We start from the raw sequence: 25,258 nt of genomic DNA on the forward strand, positions 1-25,258 counted from the left end.
TATTCATTGAGTGATTAACAATATTTAAGATCGGCTCTGCTAGTCTTTCCCTGACGGAAATTATTTTCATGGTCTCATTAGCTATAAAAATAGGCGCATGAATAGAATTTTTTGAATTCAGGATCTTAATAAATTCTATTCCCTTGCTTAATTGCGATAAACGGCATATAACTTTTTGCCCCTTTGCGGCATAATACAAAATTTCGTCAATATTTTTATATAAATCATCAGAATATCTGACATAATCGGGCTGTTTTGCATGGAGTCCGCATAAAATCAAAGTGTCAACTTCCAAATTTTGCGGGAGTATATAACCTCCTGTTAAAGCTGTAGAATGCTGCGAATAATCGCCGGTGTAAAGAATTTTCTTTCTTGAAGTCTCAAAATATGTCATCATAGCACCCGGAATGTGCCCGGCTTGGAAAAATGACACTGTGAAATCATTAAATTTTTTTGACTGCATATAATTTACTTCTGTTATACGCTGTAATAAATATTGAGCTGCGAGTCTTTGTTCTTCCCTATTTATAGCAGCAAAATCATTAAATTTTTTGTCATATAGCTGATACTCTGTTAAAAGTCTTGTAGCTGCTGTCATATATACACCTGCATTTGAGGCCGACTGCATGAGCTTTAAAAGATAACCCGTGTGATCTGTATGAGCATGAGAAATAAAAATATAGCCGATTTGATTCAAGCTCAATAAAAAATTAAGATCAGACGTTAGAAGCGGCATAAAATCAGGTTCAAACGTTAAGCCTTTATTTGTGCCAATTCCAGAATCCAGAATAATATTAGAATTTCCGAGCCTCAAAAAATAACAGCTTGCTCCTACGTGCTGGCCTCCCCCTAAAGGCATAAAATAAATTTCTCTCTCATTCATGAAAAAATTTTCCTCTTGAAATTAAGTTCATGAGCATATTATAAATTAGAGATATAAAAATAGGGAGAAATGACTCTCCCCTCACAAAATTTTAATCTTTCAAAGTCGGCTTATTCTGAAGTATTGCGCTGCCGTTCTTGGCAAATCCTACATTCATAATAGTTATATATTTCTCTAGGAACTGACTAATTTCTTGATCGGTCATCTTTAAATCAAGTTTTGACAACGCCCTATTAATCACAGAGAGTAAATTTAACTTGCTTAAATAATTTTCTTCGATTTCGTGTATAACTTCCTGTAAGACTGCTTCTGTTTTGAGTTCGACATTTCCTGACATAAAATATTCGTCTATATAGAAAAATGGTATGTCGTTATTCTGCAAACGTTGATAATAAGCCTGTCCGCAGTTGTCATATTCGAGCATGATTAAAAATTTTAATTCGGGCGTTAATTCAATCAAAGGCCAGAAATCGCAATCACTTGAAATTATCACAGCAGAGTCAATCGGGTGGCCTTCTACTTTGTTTTGAGCGACTTCACGATAAAATTTTATTGTCAAAGCAACATCTACGGCTGATTTCTCATCTTTGACTCTATCAGTCAAATAATATTCAAGCGGTAAATTTTCGTTGCGCCTCAATGCCCGCCATTGTGAAGAAGTATGCTCATCATCAACGAGTAAAATTTTTGCTATTTTGCCGGTGAGTCCCCTCGCGTCTAAATCCTTAATTATGCCTATAACTTTGCACGGGTCAGCGTTTTCGCAGTCTATAGCAATAATGACTCTTTCTGAACGTTTAAAGAATTCTTCAGGGTCAGTGAGTGCCGCGTCGCCTGCGTCTGTTACCTTGCTCATGTCATAGAATCTATCTCGATTGCGTTCGTACAAAATCGGCAAAAATTTCGCGTCGTCCCTTAAAATATTGCCGTCTCCGTCCGATGGGTACCAGTTTATAAATGCCTGATACGGATATAAATCCCTGTATTCATTATAAGATCTCGCAGCTTCTTTATTGCCGTCTACAGTATTACCCTTAGGAATAAAGAACATATTACGAATATAGCTCCATTTGATCCATTCAGGGAGAAATTTTTGACAGTTAGGCACATGAGGAATCAAATAATTATGTACATCGACAATATAATCTTCAAGTTTTCGTTTTGCCCTGACAAATGGGATCCCGTCCTGCTCAAGAGCCTGCAAAGAATCTTGAGGGACTAAATCAGGAATTGAGTCTATATTCTTTAAATCTGAATTCATTTCGGTGTAAATATCGCGGAAATTTCTTTGTAGTTTTGTTCTGAGTCTGCATAAGTGCCTAACTATACGAGCTTCCTTGTCTTGATTTAATTCTTCATAGACGCTGCGATAAAATTGCGGATTCATGTTATCTAGCTGGCCAAGTCCGAAATATCTATCATCAATGCCGAGTAAGTATGCAACTCTTGAAACTATATCCCGTTTTGATCTCGGTGCTGCCTCAGTGGGCAATTTCAACGCCGTAGTTGGTAAATTCTCCGAAAAATTTTGTAAAGATGCCCTCTTGCTGTCATCAAGAAGGCTGCCTATGCTGAAATCACTCATAATTTATAAATACTGCTGCGAGATATATTTTTATAGCCGCCCTAACTTTTGCAGCAGATTATTATTTCACTCCTTTATGTAATATATAATATATTTATTCTTGTTAAGGCTGACTGTAAATAATTAATAATTTTATCTATTACCCCCCTTTACATGAATATTTTATTATAATGACCTCCAACTCTTAAAGCCCCGCCCTAATACTTCTGAAGCGTCGCAAATTGATACAAATGCTTTATCATCATGTTCACGTAAAAAACGCTTGAGCATTATTACATGTCTGGGCTCTAAAAGTGTTAATAAAACCGGTCTGGGCTGGCCTGTATAGCCTCCTTTACCCTCAAGTCTCGTTACTCCCTTGCCTAAATCAGTTATGAATTTGCTTACTTCGTCGGGAATATTTGTGATTATAAATGCCTGCTTGCGTTTATCAAAACTGTGAGTAATATTATCAACTGTAACGCCGTTCACATATAAGCCGACAATCCCGTAAACTGCTGACTCAAGACCTATAACGCCTATTGAAAGCGAAATTATTACGAGATTCAGAATTATAGAAAATTTGCCGATCTCTATTCCGTGTCGTTTACGCAAAGCAACAGCAATTATATCTGTCCCGCCTCCTGAGCCTCCAACGTTCAACATCAAGCCGCCCGCAAAGCCTTTTATTAATCCCGTAATAACAGTAGCCATGAATTTGTCATCAGGTAGAGGCAGCGGAAAATTTGCGAAAATCTGCAGTCCCGTCGAAAATGTAAATATCGCCGTTAAAGTCAAAGCAAGAAATCTCACTGTCAAATCACGCCATGCCCATATGACTAATAAAATATTTCCGGTCAAGATTACCCAGTTCGGCGAAATTCCAAACATGTAATTAGTAAGTACTGCTATACCTGACACGCCTAAATCAGGAAATTTATAATGCAGTGTGAAATAATTTACAGCAAAGGCCTGAAGAAGACTCGCGAAAATTATGACAAGTACTCCCTTCCAGTCCTGTTTGATTGCGTCAAAGATTACGGCAAAGAATGCCCGGAAAAATTTTTTCATGTTATTCATTCGTGCGGTGATTCCTCCCTTGAAATAAAAATATAATTTTGCACGTGTAATAATATTAGCACAGATATATTTTTGCTTTATAAAATTTGCATGAAATATTACGAAAAATTTTGCGAAAAAATAACCTCCTGCCATTGTGTCATAACAGGAGGCCGGGCGAATTTATTTATTTGCTGACAAGAATAACAGGCGCATAAATTATATCTTTATTCAGCCACGCAGAGACAATAATTAATTTATTTTCCGGGACTGTAAAAATTTCTTGGCCTGATTCGTTATAGAATTCAGCGATTGAGTCATCTTCTGAAGGCTCATGATTTTGCGGACATGCCAGCCAGTATAATTTTGAGTTAATTTCTGCGTTCTCGTCTAGTTCGATTTCAAGTTCATAGAGACCGCTTTTATTAACGTGAATCTCAGGCAATACAGCAGCAATTATATAATCATCAGAAATATTTATATTGATAGAATTAATATCACGTTCAGGGCCTATAAATAAATTCTCGTTTGAGCTAATAATTTTTTCAGGCTCGTTAATAATTTCTGATTCAAATTTTGAGCTTGAGTCCGATTCTGACTCGTCATTATTTGCAAGAATTGAATTTTGCGGAGTTATATATGCTTTTTTCGGGTCAGGATTATTATTTATTATGAGCGTAAAATTTTTACTCGTCTCACGTTGCGAATATTCAGCGGGAATCTTGCTATTATAAGCAGTAACAGTAATATTATATTCCCCCGGTGCCGCAGTCGGAGTCCCTGAAATTTTGCCCTTGCTAGAAATTTTTAAACCTGCCGGGAGATTATCAGCGCGCCACTTTATAGTTTTGTCGCCGGTTGCTGTGAGAATCGCATTATATTTTGTCTTGTAAATTGCTTCAGGAAGTGAATCACTTGTAATTACAGGCGGATTATAGATTTGTAAGGAAAATTTTTTCTTTGCGGTTTTGCCCGAACTGTTAGAGAGATTTATATTAATCTTGAATTTTCCTGATTGATTAATAATTCCTGAAAGAATACCAGTTTTTACGTCATAGCTCATGCCTTCAGGGAATCCCGTAAAATCCCAGCTCAAAGGGGGCGTGCCTGTTCCTGTGCAGGAAATTATATAATTTTCGCCGATTATTGCAGATTTGAGTCCGTAATTATTTATTGAAGTTATTGCGGGTTTCTCGGCTGTTATCTTAAGCGTTAATTTATTAGCAGATTCTCCGGCGGCATTTGTAGCAATTATAGTAATTTTGCCGTTAAAGCCTTGAGTCGGAGTCCCTGAAATTATGCCGTTTTCTGAATCAAATTCAAGTCCGGGGGGTAATATTTCTTTAATGCTCCATGTGATAGGCTCTGACCCCTTAGAAATTTTTAACGGTGATGAGCGATATTCTTTATAAACGTAGCCGGCTAGTAACTTCCCGGAGAACTTAGGCAAGACGGGATTTATTACAAGCGAGAAAGTTTTCTGTATTGAGTCATTCCCATTTGAGGCAGTAATAATTATATTCTCAAAATTGCCGTATTCTTTAGGAGTGCCTGAAATTTTGCCGGTTGACTCGTTAATTGCCAGGCCGTCGGGAAGATTCGCAGCTTGCCATGTTAAAGATTTTGCGCCTTTTGCCTTGAGTGAAAAACTATATTTTTTGCCGTCAGTCCCGTTTTTAAGAGTCATTGTAGTGATTTCGAGTGAAGCTCCTGACGCATTCACAATAATAGTAAATTTTTTCGAGGCCGAGTCAGTCCCGTTTGACGCAATAATAATAAATGTATAATTGCCTGATTTCGTAGGAATGCCGCTTATAATGCCAGACTCGTTAAAATCAAGTCCCGGGGGAAGTTCGTCCGTGTGAGACCATTTTATATTATTTTCTGAGGCTTTGAGAGTAAAATTATATTTCTTCCCTGTGAATGCTTTATCAAGAGACTCCGTTATAATTTGCAAGTCTGACTCATTATCATCATAAACAATAGCGGGGCCGACTGTAATATTTATTGACTCGGTTAAATTCTTAAATTTTGCTGTTAATGTCGTGCTACCTTCCTTGAGTCCATAAATACAGCCGTTATCGTTGACTTTTGCAAATTCCGTTGAAGTCCATTCAGTGCCGTTTAATGGCGATGATATATCGTAATAATTCCCGTTTTCGTCAATTGCGTAGAGTCCCGCGGGAGTCTCTGAGTCCTTATTTGTATAAAGTGTTGAATCTCCATTAAAATCAAGTTTGACTATATTTATATTATTTAAATCATTAAGCGCAACAACCTGCACAACATTTGAAATATACATGCTTGTTCCGTCTGAATTATTAGGATTTTGCGAGAAACAAGAAATATTTATCATTCCTGTATCCTGACTTGTAAATTTAATTTTTGCTTCAAATTTTGTGCTGCTTTTGCCATTAGCAGGAATCGTGAAAAGATTAAAATTTCCGCCGTTCACAATAGAGAAATATATATCATGCGATATAGATACTTGACTTGTTACTGTGAGATTTACAATTTGAGTATTTCTCTCAGAAAGTTTAAATACTGCCGGTTCTGCTTTTAGTGTAAGTCCGTCTATAAAGTTAAATTTTCCTGTCGTTATATTTTGTTTTGCTGCTAATATTTTGCTGATTGTTGATTTTGATGATTTTAAAGCATTTGCACCCGCTCCGAAAGTTTTAAAGCTGATTTTACTGCCTTTCAAGAGTAATGCTACCTCGCAGCCTACATCTCTTTGTTTGCAAATTTCCCAGTGCCCGTGATCTATTTTTAATAGCGTTTCTTCTAACGGACTTAATAAATCATCAGCGTATACACTGCTATGTCCGGCGAAATCCCCCGCTGCACTTGTTCCGGATATTATTGTGTCGTGTGCTTGACTTGAAAAAATTACATTTGCTGCAACATATGAAAATATTTTCATGAATGGAAGTATATTATCAATTATGAAAATTGCGGCGTTCATTTTTCCGGCCAGTTTGGGAATATATTTTTTTATTGCTCTCGGTATATGAAATAAAGCAACGGACTCTAAATCCGTGAATTCTACAGCGTCAATATTAATATTATCGCCTTTACTCCATCCGAATTTGAAAAGTTCCCATATAGATTTTCTTGTGAGAGTCCCCCGTATATCTCCATAGATTGCGTACATCGGCACATTTTCAGGAAATCCGTAATCACGATTTATATTTGTCTGAAGCTCACTTAATCCCGTTTGATTGAGTATTATATTACTCGTTAAAATTGTCGCTATAAATATTTTGAAAGCAGGATCAATTAATGCAGGATTATTTAATAAATCAAGAAGTTTATCGCGGTTATTATCCGAACACAAAATATCAGCCCACGGACTCCCCCTGTGAGGTGTTAAAATAGTTATAACTCGTCTTATAGCTCCCTGCTTATATGAACGTTTTGTCCAGTTATTGCCGTCGTCAAGTATTTCTCCTGAAGGTTTGTGCAAAAATTTTCGCGCCATTAGTCCGCCCATTCCGTGAGCTACTATATCAGTTCTTGTACATGCAATTTTTCTCGCTGAGTATTCAGCAAAAATTTTCGTCAATGTTCTGAATAATCCGTTAAAATCCCGTGCCAAAACTTTACTGGGAGGATCTATATTAAAATAGTCCCATGAATAAACTTTATAGCCTTTAGTAACGAGTTCATGCCAAACGCCCTTATTTTTGCCTATATTAAAAGTCTCATTGCAATTACTGAACATACCATGAATTAACATGACAGGTGCAGCCTCAATTGTAAGATTTATATTTTCTTCTGATGTTGTGCCGTCATCAGCCTCAAATTTTACTTTGACAGTGAACGAGTCAGACGGAAAATTTTTATTTTCTGGGAATCTCTCAGGAGCTATTAAGACAGCTGAAGCCTGATATTTATTATCGTCTAAATAAGTAGTCGAAATTTTTGCAGTCGTAAACATGTTAGTGCGATATGCAAGAGACTCAAAAGTTGCGCCGAAATCTTCATCAAAATTAAATGACACATAGCCGGGTTTATTTGTCTGAACTCGTAAAATTAAGCGCGTATTTCCGTCCGCTGTCAGTCCCTTTTTGCCGTATGTGTTGTAAGAACGATTGCGTATATATTTCTCGTCAACTTGATAACCATTTGAGTCAAAATACATTTTTTCATTCATGCCGGCAATTAGTATATCAGTGTCTTTACCTTGTCCGAGTACGTCAACTTGCATATTTGCGGGAGTCGGCGGTGAAGGAGGCGCAGGGTGAGGGGTTATTTCGTCGTTATCAGAATTATCAATGCAAATATTCACTATCATATTATTATTAGCATCATTTATTAAATCTCTATATATATCCACATTATACTTATAGTGTAATATGGGTGAATGTACATCGTATTCGTAAAAGAATATATTTCTAATCTTATCTGAATAGATACCACCATCGCGAAAAGCTAAGGAGCACCATAAGTTCTTAATGCTTTTATAAGATTATTTGAATTTTTTACATATTGAAATAAATTAGCACTGCAATAGTAATAGCTATAGAATCAAAAAAATGTTTGCCCCTTATGAATCACTTGACGGAACCGGGCGAGTCTCTAAAAATGGATTTCTTGACGTTAAAGCAGCTTATGACATTTTAGAGTCAGAATTTAATAATAATGAGCCAATAAATTATTTCTCAGGTAGCGGCGGGGGCGGCTGTAATATAAATTATTCGTTTATATGCGCGTTAATTTTGCTTTGTGTAATATTATCTATCAAGAAAATTTTATAGCGTGATATAATTTTTTAAATATTTCACATTTAGATTTATTTATTATTTATAAGGGAGTTGTTATCATGCGTAAAATTTTAGCGGCGTTAATTCTTGTATGTATGCTTTGCAGTGCTGCATTTGCTGATGATGAGATTATCAAAGTCGGTATATTCAATTGCTTGACTGGTCAAAATGCTTTCGGCGGTCAGTTAGAGCTTGAGGGGACTCAATTAGCGCATTCTTTATTTCCTGAAATAGCCGGCAAAAAAGTGGAGCTTGTTATAGTCGATAATAAGTCCGACAAGGTAGAAGCAGCAAACGCAGTAACACGCCTGATCGAGAATGACAAAGTTAATGCGATAATCGGCACTTATGGATCGTCCCTAGCAATGGCAGGCGGAGAAGTTGCCGAGAAAGCCGGGATTCCCGTAATCGGGACTTCATGCACTAATCCGCTTGTAACTCAGGGCAAAAAATTTTATTTCCGTGTATGCTTCATTGACCCATTTCAAGGCGCAGGGGCAGCAACTTACGCATTTAAGAATTTAAACGCAAAGAGAGCGGCGACTTTAATCGACATTTCTAATGATTACAGCGTAGGGCTCGGGAAGTTTTTCAGGGATTCATTCAAGAAAATGGGCGGCCAAGTTGTTGCTAATTTGAACTATCAGACGGGCGACACGGATTTTACAGCGCAGTTAACAGCTCTTATCGCGGCAGATCCTGAAGTCGTATTCTTACCGGCATATTTTGCAGAGGGTGCTATTGTGTTAAAGCAGGCAAAGGAACTCGGCGCAAAATTTAAATTTATCGGTGCGGACGCTATGGACAACCCCGAAATTGTAACACTCGGCGGCGATGCTGTAGAAGGTTTCTTACACACTACATTTGCGTATGATCCTTCAATGCCCGAAATGAATCCGGTAGCAAAGGCCTTCACTGAAGAATGGAATAAGATTCACCCTGACAAAGCCCCTAACGTAAATTGCGCGCTCGGTTATGACTGTTATATCATGTTGAAGGACGCAATCGAGAGAGCAGGAAGCACTGACCCCGCAAAAATTCGCGATGCACTCGAAACAGTTAAAGATCTTCCTACAGTTACAGGAATGACTACGATAAACGCGACTCATGACGCAGAGAAAGATATGGGAATTGTTGAGATTCGCGATGGCAAGAAAACTTTTATCGGAATAGTTAAACCTGAAGTATAAAGCCCTGTAACCTGTAATAATAATTAACTTGCAAATTTCTAGGGGGGAAGGGTAAATAAATATCCTTCTCCTTTATTATATATATATATTTGCGTGAAAGGTCGTGTAAATTTGAATCTGAATATATTTGTGCAGCATTTTATTAATGCGTTGAGTCTAGGCTCGTTATATGGGCTCGTTGCAGTCGGCTATACAATGGTATACGGGATTTTGCGTTTAATAAATTTTGCACACGGAGATATTTTCATGTTAGGAGCATATTTTGTATATTTTGCTACGATTGTGTATGCTTTGCCGTGGGCTGTAGGTGTAGTAATTGCTATAATTTTGACGACTATATGCGGGCTCTTAGTTGATAGAATTGCTTACAAGCCATTGAGAGAAGCTCCCAGAATTTCCGCACTAATAAGCGCAATCGGAGTATCATTCTTTATAGAAAATTTCGCCGTAGTTGTCTTTACAGGAATGCCCCGCCCAGTTGTACAGCCTAAAATTTTAATGACTCCTATAATATTATCCGGTGATATTCGCGTGATTCCCTTGGGAATTCTCGTTCCTGTTGTTGCGTTTATCTTAGTCGGCGCGTTATTATGGCTGCTTTATAGGACAAAGCCGGGGCTTGCTATGCGTGCTATTTCGTTCGACATTGAGGCGACTAGAATGTTAGGCGTTTCTGTGAATAAAATTATAGCTCTTGCATTTGGACTCGGTTCAGCTTTGGCAGCAGTTGCCGGCATAATGTGGGCTTTGCGTTATCCCCGTGTTGAGCCTTTTATGGGAATGACTCCGGGAATTAAGGCATTTATCGCGGCAGTATTCGGCGGAATCGGGTCAGTTCCGGGCGCAATGATAGGCGGGCTGATTCTGGGCTTTGTCGAAATCATGTCAGTAGCATTCTTCCCGACTCTGTCAGGCTACAAAGATGCATTTGCGTTTTTGCTTTTAATCCTGATATTATTATTCAGGCCGACGGGCTTATTAGGCGAGAAACTGGAGGATAAAATATAATGCATAAAATAAGAAATTTATTACTCACTATAATAAGCGTAATATTATTTGCATTATTTCTCGATAAAGCACCGGATTTACTTAACGGCTACTGGCAGAGAATATTAAATTTAATAGCAATAAATGCAATTCTCGCACTGAGTCTAAATTTAATTTATGGCATTACCGGAATGTTTTCACTTGGCCACGCTGGTTTTATGGCGATCGGGGCGTATGTGTCAGCTTTATTAGTCTTGTCGCCTGCTCAGAAAGAGTCAATGTGGATTTTAGAAGATATTTATCCGTGGCTCCTGAATGTGAACACGCCTTTTATTGTCTCAATAATTTTAGCGGGGTTAATTGCTGCGTTTTTCGGGTGGCTCGTTGCTTTGCCTGTATTGAGGCTCGGCGGTGATTATCTAGGAATTGCTACACTGGGATTTGCGGAAATTATAAGAATATTAATCACGAATTCAGCAAGACTCACAAATGGCTCGCTCGGACTTAAGGGGATTCCGGCTTATACTACTTTATTTATGAGCTGGACTTGTTTAGCAATAGTTTTGCTTTGTCTAGTATGTATGCTGCGTAGTAATTTCGGGGGCGTTTTACGTGCTGTGCGTGATGATGAAGTTGCTGCCCGTATGATGGGAATTAATACTTTTAGAGTCAGAGTCTTAGCTTTCACACTGGGATGTTTCGGAGCTGGACTCGGCGGTGCATTGATGGGCAACTTGATAACGACTATAGACCCGCGAATGTTTATGATAACTCAGACGTATAATATATTAATGATTATAGTAGTCGGAGGGCTTGGAAGTATAACCGGCTCAATAATAGGCTCTGTACTAGTTACTACAATGTTAGAGTGGCTGCGTTTCGTCGAGAATCCTATTACAATAGGGAGTCTTAATATTCCCGGAATCCCCGGCATGAGAATGGTAATTTTTTCGCTGCTCTTGATAGTTGTGATAATTTTCAGGCGTGAAGGAATTATGGGAATGCGTGAATTTTCGTGGGATATATTATTTCCTAAGAGTAAGGCCAAGCGCAAAGACTCAGAAAATAAATATTCGGGTGCAGTTCTTGAAGTTGAAAATTTGACTCTGAAGTTCGGGGGACTCACTGCAATAGAAAATTTGAGCTTTGATATACAGCACGGCCAAATAATGGGATTGATCGGGCCAAATGGAGCAGGCAAGACAAGCGCATTTAACGTCATAAGCGGATTTTACAAGCCCACTTCAGGAAGCATAAAATTTTTAGGGAAGTCAATAGGAGGCTTGAGTCCCGATGAAGTCTGCAAAGCCGGAATGAGCCGCACATTTCAGAATATAAGACTATTCGGGCATGAGACAGTTTTGCAGAATGTCATGATAGGCGCGAGAATCAGGCAAAAATATTCATGGTGGATGACTCTGACTCCGTTTATTTTCACGGACGTTATACAGGAGGACTCAAGCGTTAAAGCAAGCGCAATGAATTTATTATCACAGCTGGGACTCGCTGAATTTGCCGATGAGAAAGCCTCTTCACTTCCATACGGAGCACAGAGAAGACTCGAAATTGCCCGGGCACTTGCAACAGAGCCTAAATTTTTATTGCTTGACGAACCTGCAGCGGGCATGAATCCTCAAGAGAGTGAAGAGTTAATGAATTTTATCAGGAAATTGCGCGATGAGTTTGACCTGACTATATTATTAATCGAGCATGATATGAAGGTCGTAATGAATGTATGTGATTATATTCAAGTTTTAGATCAGGGCGTTCACATTGCGAAAGGGACTCCGGCGGAAATTAAGGCAAATCCCAGAGTCATTGAGGCATATTTAGGTGCGGGGGCTTCAGATTTTGACGAAGGGAGCGGGGAATAAATGAGAGTCTTGACAGTTAGAAATTTAAATGTAAATTACGGTGCTATTCACGCAGTAAAAAATGTCTCACTTGAGATAAATTACGGCGAAATCGTTACACTGATAGGCGCGAACGGTGCAGGAAAATCAAGCGTAATACGTGCAATAATGGGACTCGTTAAAGCTCATGACGGGACAATAATTTATAATTCACCGCGTGATAATAAAGCAGTCTCGTTAATAGGCAAACCCGCAGAAGATCACGTAAAGCTGGGAATTTCTCTAAGTCCTGAAGGCCGGCGAATTCTACCGCATTTGACAGTGCAGGAAAATTTGAATCTCGGCGCATATATTCGTGAGGACTCGCAGGGGATCGCGCAAGATTTAGAGTATGTATATTCACTATTTCCGAGACTCAAAGAAAGACGCAAACAAAAAGGCGGGACTCTTTCAGGCGGTGAACAGCAAATGTTAGCAGTCGCACGGGCATTAATGAGTCGTCCGGATTTGTTGATGCTTGATGAGCCTTCACTGGGACTCGCGCCGATTCTAGTAGACGAAGTTTTTGAGGTAATCAAGACGATTAATTCACAGGGACGAACTATTTTACTTGTCGAGCAAAACGCATTTGCAGCCCTGAAAATAGCTCATAAAGCATATGTCTTAGAAGTCGGAGCAGTGAGTCTATCAGGTACAGGCGCGGAACTCTTGAATAATCCCGAAGTCAAGGCGGCATATTTAGGCGGATAAGTCATAAAGTAAAATGATAAATTTTTTGCCGGGTTTGAGTAATCAGCTCGGCATTTTGTTATAATAAATGCACTTCACGGCTATATATTTTTGTCAAGAGAGGAGCAATGTCTAAATGAGAAAATTTGCGGTTTATGTATTAATTCTTGCGTTGAGTTTAGTTATAAATTCGTCTGTATGGGCTGCTAATTTGTCTGTTCGTATTGATGCGGCGCATTTTCCTGATCCTCATTTTCGCGAATATGTAAAATATTTTGACTCGAACGGAGACGGCATATTGAGCGATAAAGAAATTGCAGCAGTAAGATCTATCTCTGAAGGAGGTTATGATGTGCTAAGTCTTGCAGGCATTGAATATTTTACGAATCTTGAATATTTAAGTACTGGTACCTCCCCCAATCTCACAAAATTAGATGTCAGTCGTAATACAAAACTTAAAGAACTTAGAACAAGTAGCACTAATCTAATAGAGTTAAATATAAGCGGCTGCACAGAACTTCAATATTTAGAGTTATATGCAAAATTAAGCAACTTGGATTTAAGTAACTGCAAAAAACTTCAATATTTAAGTTTAGAAGTACATGAGATAAGCAACTTAGATTTAAGTAACAGCAAGGAACTCATAAAATTAAGCATAGTTAGTCGTAATTTAAATCATTTAGATCTTAGCAATAATATAAAACTTCAAGGCTTATATTGTAACTGTTATAGTAGCTGTTATAATAGAGGCAATTTAGATAACTTAGATCTGAGCAGAAATACAGAGCTTCAATCTTTAGGATGTAATTACAGCAAAATAACAAAATTAGATCTGAGTAATAATAAAAAATTAACTCATCTCGATATTAGTCATAATAGCATACAAAACTTAGATCTTAGTAATAATATAAATCTTCAATATTTGCAGTGTATAAGCACAAGTCTAGATGTATTAGACCTGAGCAATAATATAATTTAGTATCTCTTGATATTAGACCTAATTTGAGTGGTAACAGCACATTAACACAACTCATCATTGATAATTGCAGAGCATTAAAATATCTAAATTGTTATTGAAATAAACTTAAATACTTAGATTTAAGCCGCAGCGTAAATTTAAAAGAGTTACACTGTGGCGGTAATAAACTCAAAAATTTAGATGTAAGCTGCAATGTAAATTTAAAGTATCTAAACTGTGTTTATAATAAAATCAAATACTTGGATGTAAGCCGTAACGTAAATTTAGAAGATCTTTACTGCAATAATAATAATATGGCTGAACTAGATCTCAGTAACAATAAAAAACTTGCTTGTGTTACATATAGCCCCCAACATTTATATATAAAATTTAAACTGGGGAGTTTCCATTCAAATGAGTATAGTAAATGGGCGTATTTTCCTGATAACCCTTATCAACGTACTTATTACGACCCCGATAATCCCTCCGTTATGCTCTATAAATATTATTATCTTCAACGAGCTGGATTTGTATATCTCTTGACTCTGCGGGAATGTCTCCTGATTTTATTTGCGAGTCAATTCTATTTATTGCTGCCCTCAAATTAAGTTTTACTGAATAATCATACGGATACACAAGGGGATTTATTTCTTTGTCAGCTCCATTAAGCAGGGCCGATTTTATTTGCTGAGGTGTAGCGTCGGGAAATGCCGATAATAATAAAGCTGCTGCTCCTGTTACGTGAGGTGCTGCCATTGATGTCCCGCTTAAGACTCTATAAAGTCTATTATTTGCGAGCGGTGAATAAGTGCTTAAGATTCCTACTCCGGGAGCAGAAATATCGACACTTTCTCCCCAGTTAGTAAAATGTGCTGCTAAATCACTTGAGTCAATTGCTGAGACAGTTATAAAATTTTTAAGTCCCGTGAAATTTGCCGGATAAAAATATCCCCCTGTCTTAAAATCATTTGCACTTGTAGGATCATCGAACGGAGCAGGCTTGTTTATTTCGAGTCCTGAATTACCAGCACCGGCAATTACTAGAGTCCTGTCTAAATTATCAAGTGCCTTGAATGCCATATAATAAACATCATCGCACATTTTTTCGGGCGTTACGGGTAAACATGCGCTGAGAGACATATTTATTGCGGCAAGTTTTAAATCAGGATATTTTTGCAGGATTGAGATAATATAATTTATTGCCCGTATTTCTTTGCTTATTGTCTCGTATTCGTTGTCGTCAAAGACTCTGACAGAAAATAAGTTTACTTGCCAGTTTACTCCGGCGACCCCGATATTATTATTGCCGACTGCTCCGATAGTGCCTGAAACGTGAGTCCCGTGTGCTATCCTGTCAACGTCCCAGCTTGTAAAATTTAAATCATGTTCGCCGCTGACTGTTGCGAAATTCTGACATAAATCAAGCGAAATATTTTCGAGTAAATCAGGGTGCTTATACATTCCCGAATCAATCACACAGACATAAATATTTTTGTTCCCTGTTGTGTTCGGCCAAACTTCAGGCGCGCGAATCTTATCAAGTCCCCAGCATTGATCAACACTAGGATCATTAGGGATAATAATTTCACTTGAATAAATATAATAATTAGGTGAGACGCTTATAACTTCCGGATTTGCTTTTAACGAGTCAATTAATTCTTGAGTCGTCTTATTTTCTGAACGTATTAACACAAAAATTTGTCCGTCAACTTCAGAAAGAGTCTCATAATTTTCTGCTATACCGGCATTAACTGACGCGGCAATATTTGCGACTCTTGCACCGGATTCAGAAATTTGCAGGCCGTCGGGAACTCTGAAGACTGCTAACACTTCACCATCTTTATAATAATTTCCTGATAAGGCGGGCGAACTCACTATTAACACGAGAAGTAAAGCAAATAAAATTTTCCGCATAATAAACACTTCCAAATAATAAAATTTTCCTGTTTATTAAATGATTATACACTGAATTAATTATGATATTATATTCATTATTTAAGTCAGGAGGGCTATAAACTTGCAGGAATTCAAGCAATTAACACGCACCCGAGTCAGATATTCAGAGACCGACAAAATGGGAGTCGCCTATCACGCAAATTATTTTAACTGGTTCGAGATGGGACGGAGCGATTTATGCAGGGCAAACGGCAAAAGTTTCGCACTCTGGGAAGACGAGGGAATATTACTCCCAGTTGTAGAAGCTCATTGCAGATTTAAATCATCACTCTTTTATGAGGACGAAATTATAATCGAGACGACTATATCAAAACTTTCACGGGTTAGCGTAACTTTTTCATGCAAAATTTTTAATGCGAACTCTAATAAATTAGCCGCAGAAGGTTACACAAAACACGCTTTCACTTCCAAAGACGGCAAATTATTACGTGATGGCAACGCGCTCGAGTCATGGCTCAATGAACTATTAAGCAAATATGAATCATAATAATAAAATCCCTCCGGCCGTGAATGACCAGAGGGGAATAATTTTTTTTTGCGTAAAACTAGCTTATCGGCTCTAATAAACCGTAACCGCTGCTCTTGCGTTTATAGACTACGTTAATTTCTCCCGTCTCTGCATTCTGGAACATAAAGAAAGCATGTCCGACGAGTTCCATTTGCATAATTGCCTCGGCTGTGTCCATTGGGTGAATCTGGACTTTCTTAACTTTGTCGATTACGGGCGTATTTGTGTCAGGTTCGGGGACTTCATCAAGACTGAAGGAAAAATCTTCACCTGCTCCGAGCTGTGCTCTGTCTTTGAGATAAGAATTATATTTCTTGATTCTGCGCTCAAGATTCTTTAAAGACTGGTCAAATGCTTTTCTCGGTTCTAAAGCGTCTTCTTCTGCCCGCAAAATTACTCCGTTTGCATTTGCTGTAGTCTCTACGTTGAAGCTGCCCTTGTGATGAGACACGACGATTTGACAGTTAAGAATCTTCCTGAAAAATTTTTCCATGCGGGAAATCTTTTTCTCCATATATTCCCTGAGCTTGTCATCGATTTCAGCTCCGCGCTGTACAAAGCGAATTTCCATGATTGCAGCACCTCCTGAAAATATTTGATAGTATTATATTACATTTTAAACCTTAATGCCTGCATAAATAAATGATTCTAGCTCGTGTAAATTCATTTCGCGCAAAATATAATTTCCGTTATCAATAGGCAAAGCAAATTTTATGCTGTTATCATGAGCCTTTGAAGCCCGCATAATTTCTCGTGAAATAATTTCAGCTTTCAAATCTCCCATATAATTCACCGGCAAATTATTTAATTTTAATGCGTTTATGATTCTTGCTGATATATTCTCGCTGAAGATTTTAAGTTTTGCGCCTGCCTTAGCTGTTATTGCTGCACCCTGAGAAATTGCTATATCATGACTCACACGTCCGCCTGAAAATCTCTCTATTGCGTTACCTATTGCGCGCGCTGTATTCTGAAATCTTTTATTTCCGCCCTCGTCAAAACATTCCATGCGAAATTTTATACAAGCGTCTATTACTCGATCTATATTTACGCGTAAATCTGACTGATTCAGAAAAAACCGCAGAATTTCACTGCCTGTCATTATAGCAATACTTAGGGACTCGGCAATACCTGATTTATATTCTTTTTCCGGGAGTGTTGCTAGACAGTCGGGATCGCAAAGAACTAGCGCGGGTTGATGGGTTATTCCTGCAATATGATAGCCTGAAGTCAAATTTAAATCCGCCCGGCCTCCCACTGAAGTCTCAATCATGGCGCGCAAAGTAGTCGGGACAAATATAATTTTTACTCCGTGCATATAACAGCCTGACGCAAAGGCCGCCGAACTGCAAACGCTCATCCCGCCCAGTGCAATAACGCAGCATTTATCACTAAGGCCAAGCCCTGCCATATCGTCAAAAATTTTCGTGATGGGCTGATCAGGTTTTACAAGTAATTCGCAGATTCTGAGCTTCATTCCTTCAGGTCTAGGGCATTCCTGAAAATTTGTTATTACGCGCTGTAAATATAAGCTCGAAATATTTTCGTCAGTTATTAATGCTATCTCGTTGTATTTTTCCGCGCAGATTCTTAGAGTCTCAAGTCCGAGCCGACCCGTCAAACCTCTTTGAATCTTGACCGTATAATTTCCTGTTAATGTGTTAATTCGTAGTGATGCAGGCATTTAATACTTCACTCCCCTACATATAAAAATATCACCCTCCGAGCATTCGACTGTTCAGAAGGTGATAAATTTCTTTGATTGTCCTAAAAAATTTATTAAGTGCTTTATACTCACTGACTCAGCCGAATCAAATTAAGCTCCTGATAATACCAATACCAGCAGCTAAAATTAAAGCTAAAATATTCGGTTGTATTGAGTCTTACTTTTTGCACTGTAAAAATTTTCTCCCAATTAACAAAATTTCAAAACGAGTGAATCATTACATAACCGCCCGTAAATGTCAAGCAAAAAAAAAATCCCCCGCCGTGATTGACGGGAGATGTGTTAATTAATTGCTAAAGTCTGAATTATTCTGATTGAGCCTCTGTTGAAGTCTCTTCAGGTTTTGATTCGTCATTAGCTGGCTCTTCTTCGGCTGGAGTCTCTGTTGTAGTCTCTTGATTCTCTGCGGGTGCTTCCGTAGTCTTGCCTTCTTCATCAAGTACTATTTCTTCAGTGGACTCTTCGCCTTCTTTTGCTTTCTCGACTGCTTCATCGAGTCCTTCTTCGCTGACAACATCGCCGGGTGCTGCCTCGCTGACTTTCGCGACAATAACAGGAGCATATTTCACGCCTTCACGGAGCCACGGGTAAACTAATACAATGTGATCTGCCGGGACGGTTGTTGTGTCTGCGCCGTCAATGTCAAAGAAGTCCGCTATCTCGTCATCTTCAGAAGGTGCCGCAGGTGATTGCGGGTAAGCCAGCCACTTTAATTCAGAGCCTGCCGGTACATCTGCAAGTAAATCAACTTCGAGTCCATATTGTCCGTCAACTGTTGCAGAAATTTCCGGAAGAATTGCTGCGATCATGTAGCCTTCTGCTTTGATTGCTGCCTTCTGCTCGTCAGTGAGTGCCGAGTCTGTTCTCTCTGCACCGATTGAGAGATCGCCCTCGCCGAGTTCCTTCGTGAGTTCTTCCTCGACAAGCTCATCAGTCTTCTTATCAGTCTCGTGTAACTCTGCAGTCTCTTCGTCTATCTTGTCTTCTTCAGTGTCAGGATCTTCATCATCTGGATCGACTAGATCATCGGCACCAGTGAATACAATATCAATCGAGATCGGATCAGACATTGATACGTGCTTATTGCTCTTATTCGTTGCCGAGACCTTGAATGACGTATGTATCTTTGATAAATACTTACCGTCGCTCTTCATTGGCATTGCGTTCTTCTTGAGAGTCGCCGATAACGTTACGCTATCTTTAGCCTTCTCTGTAATCTTGAGAGTAACTCTGCTGTCAGGTTTCGTTACGATCTTCCAGGTCGGGACATCAGTAGCCTCTTTATCAAGTACGAGCTTGATATTCTCTACTGTTACAGCCTCATTGACTTTGTATTTATCGTTAAGTTCGCCCGTAATTGTTACAGGAACAGTCAAGCCGCTGTCAGGACTCAAGAGTGCTATAGGATCTAAGACGATAATTTTAACGCTGAGATATGCCGTCGCTCCGAAGTGATCAGCTGAAACCTTTATAGTTTGTCCCTTAGTGCCTTTATCCGGGGTTCCGGTGATTACTCCGTTTGTGCTTATCGCCATAGACGAACCTAACGCTTTTAATTTCGTATTTTCCGCAGTATCAAGTGTCATCTTCATGTCAAGACTTGCAATGCCCTGAGCCTTTATGGTGCGTAAATCTTCACTCATAACTTTGCTGGCCGCGGCTGTAACGTCGAGATCACGCGTCAATGTAAATTGCTTCGTGCTGCTGTCAAGTTTCGGTTTGCTGCCTGTAATCTTAACTTTTACGAGTGCATTATCTTCGCCGGCATCGTTGGAGACATTGATCCAAATATTCATGAAGTCCGCGCCGCCGGTGTCCTTACTTGTAACTTTCTCAGGAGTTCCTGTGAGTGTCCCCTTTACAGGATCCATTGTGATACCGAATATAGATTTAATCTCGTCAGCGTTTAACTCTATTCCTAACGGTATATCACCACTTGAGATTGCCCATGTCGCCGTCTTGTCTGCAGGGTCAAGAGTTCCCTTAAGGCTTAATTTCTTGCCTGTCTGTATTGTTTTACCAGCTGCAAGAGTTGTCTTATTGCCGATATTCGGCTTCTGCTGGGCTGTCAATTGTACGTTGACCTTTTCGCTCTTACCTGTTGCGGTATTCTTTGCCGTGAATGCAATTTTATTTGAGCCCGGTTTCTTGTTACTGTTATTTGCGGCCGTGTAAGAAATTTTAACATTGGGATTCGGGTTTGCTTCCGATGAAGTTATAGCTACACTTATTCCACCAGGAAGAGTCCCATAAGTTATTTCCAGCGGTAAATCGCCTGAAACATTCAAATCAACAAAGTTAGCTTTGTTTTCATCAAGATTGTATGTGATCAAAGTCTGTTCAACTTCTGATTTGCCCTTAGTGCCGCTTCCGAGTGTCTTGCCGGATACGTCAACAGCACTATCACTATCAATATCGCCTGACAGCCACACGGGAGATATTCCATCAACAACGATTGTATATGTCTTTGTCGCTGCGCCGAGTCCGTTATCTGCCGAGACAGTTACTTTAATGCCCTTGTGTAAAGGAGTATCTGCAATCTTAGTGATTGTAATATTTTCACCGGAGTCGCTGCCCATTTTGAGGCCAAATCCAGTTACATCTTCTGCTGAATTCTTGTTTAAGTCAATTTGCTCGCCGTTATTAAAGCCTGCTGCTTTAGCGTCGCTTGCCTTGATGTAAGCTGCCCACTCTATAGTAGGAGAACCTGTAGCCTCGATTGTTACAGAGCCTTCTGCCGTTGTCAGTTTGTCAATTTTTGAGGTCGTGATCTTGACTTTATCGCCCTTGATCTTGAACGTCAAATCTTTGCTGACAGTGCCGGCAACATTATGTGCCCATACTCTAACAGTTTGCTCTCCTGCAGCTACTTCAATCTTTCTGCCTAATTTAAGCTCAAGAACACCCTTAGTGTTAGTTACTGCATCCGCAGATGTTATAGCTGTGTGGCCTGTTAAAGTCGTTTCGCCGTCTATCTCTGCTGCGTTGTCGTATGCTTCTACACTCGGAAGACTGACTCTCCACTCCTGTGCACCTTCGCCGGTAACTGTTACGGTGTCGAATTTGCCGATCGTTAAATCATTGAGCTTGCTTGTCTTAATCGTCGGTACGGCATATACATTAACGCCCGTGAGTTTTGCTGTTGCAGACGGCTTAGCTGATGAGTCCTGATCCTGTGCTGTAATCTCTACAGTTGAGTTTGTAGCAGATTTTGTGAATGTTCCGGAGATTTTAGCTTCTCTGTCGCCGCTCATCTTGAGAGTAATTCCGCCCGGAAGTCCCTTAGCAGAGAACTTTGTAGCACCTGAATTTGGATCAGCATTATAGACGAGTATATCAAGCGTATCGCCGACCTTTAAGTCACCAGAGAAAGGAGTCCCTTCGTCCTCATCATATTCGACATAGTCATTGCCGCTCTTGACCTTATAAGCAATCACAGGAGTCGGAGCTGAAATATTGAATGTCAATTTAACATCAGTATGTCCTGCGCCGTTATGTGCTCTGATTGTAGTAGAGTAACTCTTGGCCGGTGCTGAAGGAGTTCCGGTAATTTTTACGGTCGATTTAAGACTACTCTTTGTCGGCGTTAAAGTCTTCGTTTCAGTGTCAGCCGTATTATCTTCGTCGCTAGCGTCAACAAGTTCAATACCATTGGGCAGCTTGTCATAACTCCATACGATATTGCCGGGTGCTGATGCCTCAAGTTCAATAGTAGCAGTTATTGCACTACCAGCCGCTAATTTAGCATTATCTATCTTAGTCTGTGCTGATTTCTGGTTCTTGCTGGTATTCTCGAATGCCGGCTTTACAGTGCTAATTGTGATACTGCGCGACACTGTCGGGATTGTATCCGCCGGGAAGACATCACAGCTAAGAGTAAACTCTAAATTAAGAGTTACAGACTCGTTATCGCCAAATCCGTCTACTACATCATCATCAGCTCCAAGTGCCGTCTTAAGCGCACTAACATGAGCGTAAGTGTTAAATGTGCCTGTGAGTTTATTTGACGATATGCTCAAGAATGAAGGCAGGGAAGTATTCCCATCATCGCCCATGACCTCAGCTTTCAAAATTGAAGCCGGGTGACTCTTATTTCCGCCGTCTAATGTTATTGATGTGCCGGAGTATGTTTTGCCGAAAGTCATAGCAGTAAGTCCTTTTTCGAGCGTAGGACTCTTTATACTGGGAGCAGCAAGGACTGTTAATGTGTATTTTGTCCCGTTGTTCTTCACGTTATAAACAGTATTTGACGGCGTTACAGTGATATTGAATGTCCCTGATTCTGTCGGGTTTCCTTCAAGTACGTAAACAAATTCAGTAATTTTTACAGTAAGATTATCGCTAACTGTAGTATTTGTCTCGTCAAGCGTGAACGTGAGTCCAGCCGGGATAGTATCAATTTTGAGAATCTCCTCTGATTCTTCAGCTTCAGGAATTGCTGTTGTCTTGTTAGTCTTGAAGTAAATTCTGACAGCAGGTGTTTCCTCGTCGGCCTTTTTCTTGATTTTCTCGCCCTTGACAGATTCGTCCTCTGTCTCGCTGTCTTCGATAGTAATAGGATATGTGCCGAGATCAGTCCCTGATAATTTCTTTGCGTCTATACTAGCAACATGAACGGATTCAATTTTCGGAGCAATGGCCGTAAATTTCAGCGTGAAATCCCTTGTAACAACTGTCGAGCCGTCGTGTGCTTCTGCGTATTCCTCAGTTTTTGTGTAGTCGTTGTAGGTCGAGACCCTGAATTTAACAGTCTTATCAATGGGAGTAGGAGACGCTACTTTATCAGCTGCGAGAACTAATGTACTGTCGCCGCTCATTTCTGCTGTGATTCCGTAAGTTCCCGAGAGTTCTTCACTTGATAAGTAAACTACGCTGTCATCATCGTTCTCAATCTCATCAGGATCAACGATCGAAATATTTACATACTCGCCTTCGTCTACGTCATAATTGTCCGTTGCTGTTATTGTAGCACTGAATGCACGCCCGTGAACAACTTGAGGCATTGTAGGGTTAGAGATTGTAGGTGCACTTGTTGAGGGGGCATTAGTCACCTTAACCTTAAGTGTTGCGCTTGCCGTGTTTTTTACTGTACCTGTCTGGCTGGATCTTGTAACTACAAAAGATACTGACCCTACTTTATTTGGAGTACCGGTTATTTTAAGAACGGCATGATTTGCGTCAGTCTGTGTTACTGAAACAGTAAGGCCGTTTCCTAAAGAGTAATCAGCAGTTTGTAGAGGTTGATTGTTTGCAATTGCAGCTGCACCTATGGATATATAACATGCTGCCAAAGCACCGTTAGAATTACCATAACCTAACGTTATTCCATTAAAATCATCAGGTAATTCTGTAGTACCATTAACTACAGAAGTATATTCATATCCATCTGCCGCTTTGCCTTCAGTATCAGACTCGAGAATACATAAGGCATTTGGGAGTTTCGCCCATGCAGCCGAACACGTCAGCATAAAGCACAATACAAAAAATAGACTAAATATGCGTTTCTTCATGTAAAATTAACCTCCTTGTATAAAAATTTCCGTATTCCGAACAGTTATCAAAATTTCTGTCCCTTTTCCGTTAAGCGATTAAAAAATTTTGTTAAGTTTTGAATCATTCGGCCTGACACTGATTAAATAATTCAGGCGTAGCACCCCTATTGTGAGGGATGGCGGATTCTCGCAAAGCCCGGAGAAATATTCCCCGCGCACCGTTATAATCACGGTCTAGTTTGATATTGCCGTCTCTAATAAATTTCTTACCCGGAGACTTTATTTCGCCGTTCCATGAACATGTTTGCGAGGTCCAGTCTTCATTTTGCGCGATAATTTTCCGTCCGTACTGCTCGGCTTTTGTCCTGATGAAATCATGGAATCCCCTGTGAGCCCGATTGATTACTTCTCTCACCGTGCGCGAGTAAAATTTTCCTGTTATGTCCGGCCTGAATTCCGGAAGTGCTATAACATCAAAATTTTTAACGATGAATAATGCAGTCTTACGGGTTAACTCGTCAGTGAGATTGATGATTCTCCAGTAAAGCCGCTCTGCCGCCCTCTTCATTTTTACGCGCTGCCTGTGATTTGCCTGCGACATTCTGAAATATAAATCATCGAGATAAACGCACAGACTGTAAATTTTTGAGAAAGCATTACGGCCGATTTTGCCGCACGAGTCAAGACTGTAGAACGTCATGAAATTTCTAATGCCCGGATCAAGAGAGACCGCGCGCCCTTGCTTATCGGACGCAATAGAAATTTTTACGGGTACGCAGATAAACCATTGCCCAGATTCATAAATGAGTTTGCAATTTCCGTCGGGCTTGGGAATTTCTCCCGAATGAGTCATATTCCCTAAGAAATGCGTATAAATGCCGCGATTATTCACTGATGATTTAGGAATCTCAAGAGTTTGCTTTGCGTCTCGTCTGGCTCTGAAATTTGCGCCCCCGTTGTGTCGTGAAGTCATATAGGCATCATGAACAGCGAAAGATTTAATCTGTGAGGGAACATTCTGCGCCCATTCCGGTAAATCTTGCATTAACGAGCGTTTAATCTCTAGCCAGTCCGAATTATTGCCGCTTGAAAGAAATTCAATCGTGCGATTAAACATGTAACGAGCAGTGCCCAGCCATTGATTTAATATATCCTGCTGTCTTGAGTCAGGGTAAAGGCGAATCTTCTGCGTTGTCTTATAAGCTGCGTTAAACGGGAGATAATGACACTCAGACTCGAACCAAGAATTATTTATATTTGAGTATATGTAATTAGAAGATTCATTGTTGAGCGAGTCTAAAATCTCATCACGAGGCAGCCATAAAGAACGCGATAAATGCGCACATGTCTCGTCCCAGTACCCGCGATTAAATTTTTTCATGCTTTAACACCTCCGGCAATAAATGAATCGAGCGATAAAATTTTCCTTCCTTCCATGCCGAAATATGGGCACGAAATTATTAAATTGTCATGATACGTAAAGCCTTCAAATCCCGGCATTGATTTCACCCTCTCTACATAAGATTTTCACAAGTTACTGACTTGCTGCTTATAATCTCGGTGCTTTATTAGTGAATCTTTAGCGTT

At 39.6% G+C, this 25,258-nt stretch carries 16 protein-coding genes and 1 pseudogene; 8 read left to right on the forward strand and 9 right to left on the reverse strand.

The genetic code is table 11. The features are described from left to right. From IJS99_09905 to IJS99_09920, 4 genes are all read right to left on the reverse strand, one after another. Positions 1-883 (reverse strand): MBL fold metallo-hydrolase (locus IJS99_09905; GenBank protein MBQ7562121.1); only part of this gene is annotated, 883 nt, incomplete at its 3' end. A gap of 91 nt (positions 884-974) precedes the next feature. Next, on the reverse strand, positions 975-2,468 hold the full coding sequence (locus tag IJS99_09910; GenBank protein MBQ7562122.1) for a hypothetical protein: 1,494 nt from the start codon (positions 2,466-2,468) through the stop codon (positions 975-977). Between the two features lie 165 nt (positions 2,469-2,633). After that, entirely contained in the window at positions 2,634-3,518 is an 885-nt protein-coding gene (locus IJS99_09915) for a YitT family protein (GenBank protein ID MBQ7562123.1), read from the reverse strand. A gap of 175 nt (positions 3,519-3,693) precedes the next feature. Beyond that, entirely contained in the window at positions 3,694-7,803 is a 4,110-nt protein-coding gene (locus IJS99_09920) for a putative Ig domain-containing protein (GenBank protein ID MBQ7562124.1), read from the reverse strand. A 241-nt stretch (positions 7,804-8,044) separates the two neighbouring features. Between IJS99_09920 and IJS99_09925 the strand changes: the two genes are divergently transcribed. The 7 genes and pseudogenes from IJS99_09925 to IJS99_09955 all read left to right on the forward strand — a co-directional run bounded on the left by IJS99_09925 (position 8,045) and on the right by IJS99_09955 (position 14,010). Beyond that, positions 8,045-8,266, forward strand: a complete 222-nt coding sequence (locus IJS99_09925; GenBank protein MBQ7562125.1) for a hypothetical protein — start codon at positions 8,045-8,047, stop codon at positions 8,264-8,266. 65 nt (positions 8,267-8,331) lie between these two features. Beyond that, on the forward strand, positions 8,332-9,462 hold the full coding sequence (locus tag IJS99_09930; protein MBQ7562126.1) for an ABC transporter substrate-binding protein: 1,131 nt from the start codon (positions 8,332-8,334) through the stop codon (positions 9,460-9,462). Positions 9,463-9,573: 111 nt separating this feature from the next. Continuing rightward, a complete protein-coding gene (locus tag IJS99_09935) occupies positions 9,574-10,470 on the forward strand; it encodes a branched-chain amino acid ABC transporter permease (protein ID MBQ7562127.1) in 897 nt (298 codons plus the stop codon). Then, a pseudogene (locus IJS99_09940) lies at positions 10,470-11,471 on the forward strand (branched-chain amino acid ABC transporter permease). The gene IJS99_09935 and the pseudogene IJS99_09940 overlap by 1 nt, the downstream one beginning before the upstream one ends. Beyond that, a complete protein-coding gene (locus IJS99_09945; protein MBQ7562128.1) occupies positions 11,451-12,323 on the forward strand; it encodes an ABC transporter ATP-binding protein in 873 nt (290 codons plus the stop codon). Before IJS99_09940 ends, IJS99_09945 begins: the two are co-directional and overlap by 21 nt. After that, positions 12,324-13,052, forward strand: a complete 729-nt coding sequence (locus tag IJS99_09950; GenBank protein ID MBQ7562129.1) for an ABC transporter ATP-binding protein — start codon at positions 12,324-12,326, stop codon at positions 13,050-13,052. A gap of 115 nt (positions 13,053-13,167) precedes the next feature. Further along, a complete protein-coding gene (locus IJS99_09955) occupies positions 13,168-14,010 on the forward strand; it encodes a hypothetical protein (GenBank protein MBQ7562130.1) in 843 nt (280 codons plus the stop codon). Between the two features lie 468 nt (positions 14,011-14,478). Here IJS99_09955 and IJS99_09960 read toward each other — a convergent pair whose 3' ends face one another. After that, positions 14,479-15,903, reverse strand: a complete 1,425-nt coding sequence (locus IJS99_09960; GenBank protein ID MBQ7562131.1) for a S8 family serine peptidase — start codon at positions 15,901-15,903, stop codon at positions 14,479-14,481. A 160-nt stretch (positions 15,904-16,063) separates the two neighbouring features. Between IJS99_09960 and IJS99_09965 the strand changes: the two genes are divergently transcribed. After that, positions 16,064-16,432, forward strand: a complete 369-nt coding sequence (locus tag IJS99_09965) for an acyl-CoA thioesterase (GenBank protein MBQ7562132.1) — start codon at positions 16,064-16,066, stop codon at positions 16,430-16,432. 58 nt (positions 16,433-16,490) lie between these two features. Here the strand turns inward: IJS99_09965 and raiA are convergent, their stop codons facing one another. The 4 genes from raiA to IJS99_09985 form a co-directional block, all read right to left on the reverse strand. Next, positions 16,491-17,024 (reverse strand): ribosome-associated translation inhibitor RaiA, encoded by a 534-nt coding sequence (gene raiA, locus IJS99_09970; GenBank protein MBQ7562133.1) that lies wholly within the window; start codon positions 17,022-17,024, stop codon positions 16,491-16,493. A gap of 45 nt (positions 17,025-17,069) precedes the next feature. Further along, positions 17,070-18,137, reverse strand: coding sequence for a hypothetical protein (locus tag IJS99_09975; GenBank protein MBQ7562134.1), 1,068 nt, complete (start codon positions 18,135-18,137; stop codon positions 17,070-17,072). A 347-nt stretch (positions 18,138-18,484) separates the two neighbouring features. Beyond that, positions 18,485-23,689 carry a hypothetical protein gene (locus IJS99_09980; GenBank protein ID MBQ7562135.1) on the reverse strand — a complete coding sequence of 1,735 codons (5,205 nt, stop codon included), beginning with the start codon at positions 23,687-23,689 and terminating at the stop codon, positions 18,485-18,487. Between the two features lie 103 nt (positions 23,690-23,792). Beyond that, positions 23,793-25,052: a transposase gene (locus IJS99_09985; protein ID MBQ7562136.1), complete on the reverse strand. Its 1,260-nt coding sequence runs from the start codon at positions 25,050-25,052 to the stop codon at positions 23,793-23,795. Positions 25,053-25,258: the final 206 nt, after the last annotated feature.

The organism is Synergistaceae bacterium (assembly GCA_017444345.1).
Taxonomy (GTDB): Bacteria; Synergistota; Synergistia; order Synergistales; family Aminobacteriaceae; genus JAFUXM01.

What these genes read in the sequence shown, in the direction of transcription:
- IJS99_09910 (MBQ7562122.1), bottom strand. Translation starts at nt 2,468, where the DNA reads ATGAGTGATTTCAGCATAGGCAGCCTTCTTGATGACAGCAAGAGGGCA.
- IJS99_09915 (MBQ7562123.1), bottom strand. Translation starts at nt 3,518, where the DNA reads ATGAAAAAATTTTTCCGGGCATTCTTTGCCGTAATCTTTGACGCAATC.
- IJS99_09920 (MBQ7562124.1), bottom strand. Translation starts at nt 7,803, where the DNA reads ATGATAGTGAATATTTGCATTGATAATTCTGATAACGACGAAATAACC.
- IJS99_09925 (MBQ7562125.1), top strand. Translation starts at nt 8,045, where the DNA reads ATGTTTGCCCCTTATGAATCACTTGACGGAACCGGGCGAGTCTCTAAA.
- IJS99_09930 (MBQ7562126.1), top strand. Translation starts at nt 8,332, where the DNA reads ATGCGTAAAATTTTAGCGGCGTTAATTCTTGTATGTATGCTTTGCAGT.
- IJS99_09945 (MBQ7562128.1), top strand. Translation starts at nt 11,451, where the DNA reads ATGCGTGAATTTTCGTGGGATATATTATTTCCTAAGAGTAAGGCCAAG.
- IJS99_09950 (MBQ7562129.1), top strand. Translation starts at nt 12,324, where the DNA reads ATGAGAGTCTTGACAGTTAGAAATTTAAATGTAAATTACGGTGCTATT.
- IJS99_09955 (MBQ7562130.1), top strand. Translation starts at nt 13,168, where the DNA reads ATGAGAAAATTTGCGGTTTATGTATTAATTCTTGCGTTGAGTTTAGTT.
- IJS99_09960 (MBQ7562131.1), bottom strand. Translation starts at nt 15,903, where the DNA reads ATGCGGAAAATTTTATTTGCTTTACTTCTCGTGTTAATAGTGAGTTCG.
- IJS99_09965 (MBQ7562132.1), top strand. Translation starts at nt 16,064, where the DNA reads ATGGGAGTCGCCTATCACGCAAATTATTTTAACTGGTTCGAGATGGGA.
- raiA (MBQ7562133.1), bottom strand. Translation starts at nt 17,024, where the DNA reads ATGGAAATTCGCTTTGTACAGCGCGGAGCTGAAATCGATGACAAGCTC.
- IJS99_09975 (MBQ7562134.1), bottom strand. Translation starts at nt 18,137, where the DNA reads ATGCCTGCATCACTACGAATTAACACATTAACAGGAAATTATACGGTC.
- IJS99_09980 (MBQ7562135.1), bottom strand. Translation starts at nt 23,689, where the DNA reads ATGAAGAAACGCATATTTAGTCTATTTTTTGTATTGTGCTTTATGCTG.
- IJS99_09985 (MBQ7562136.1), bottom strand. Translation starts at nt 25,052, where the DNA reads ATGAAAAAATTTAATCGCGGGTACTGGGACGAGACATGTGCGCATTTA.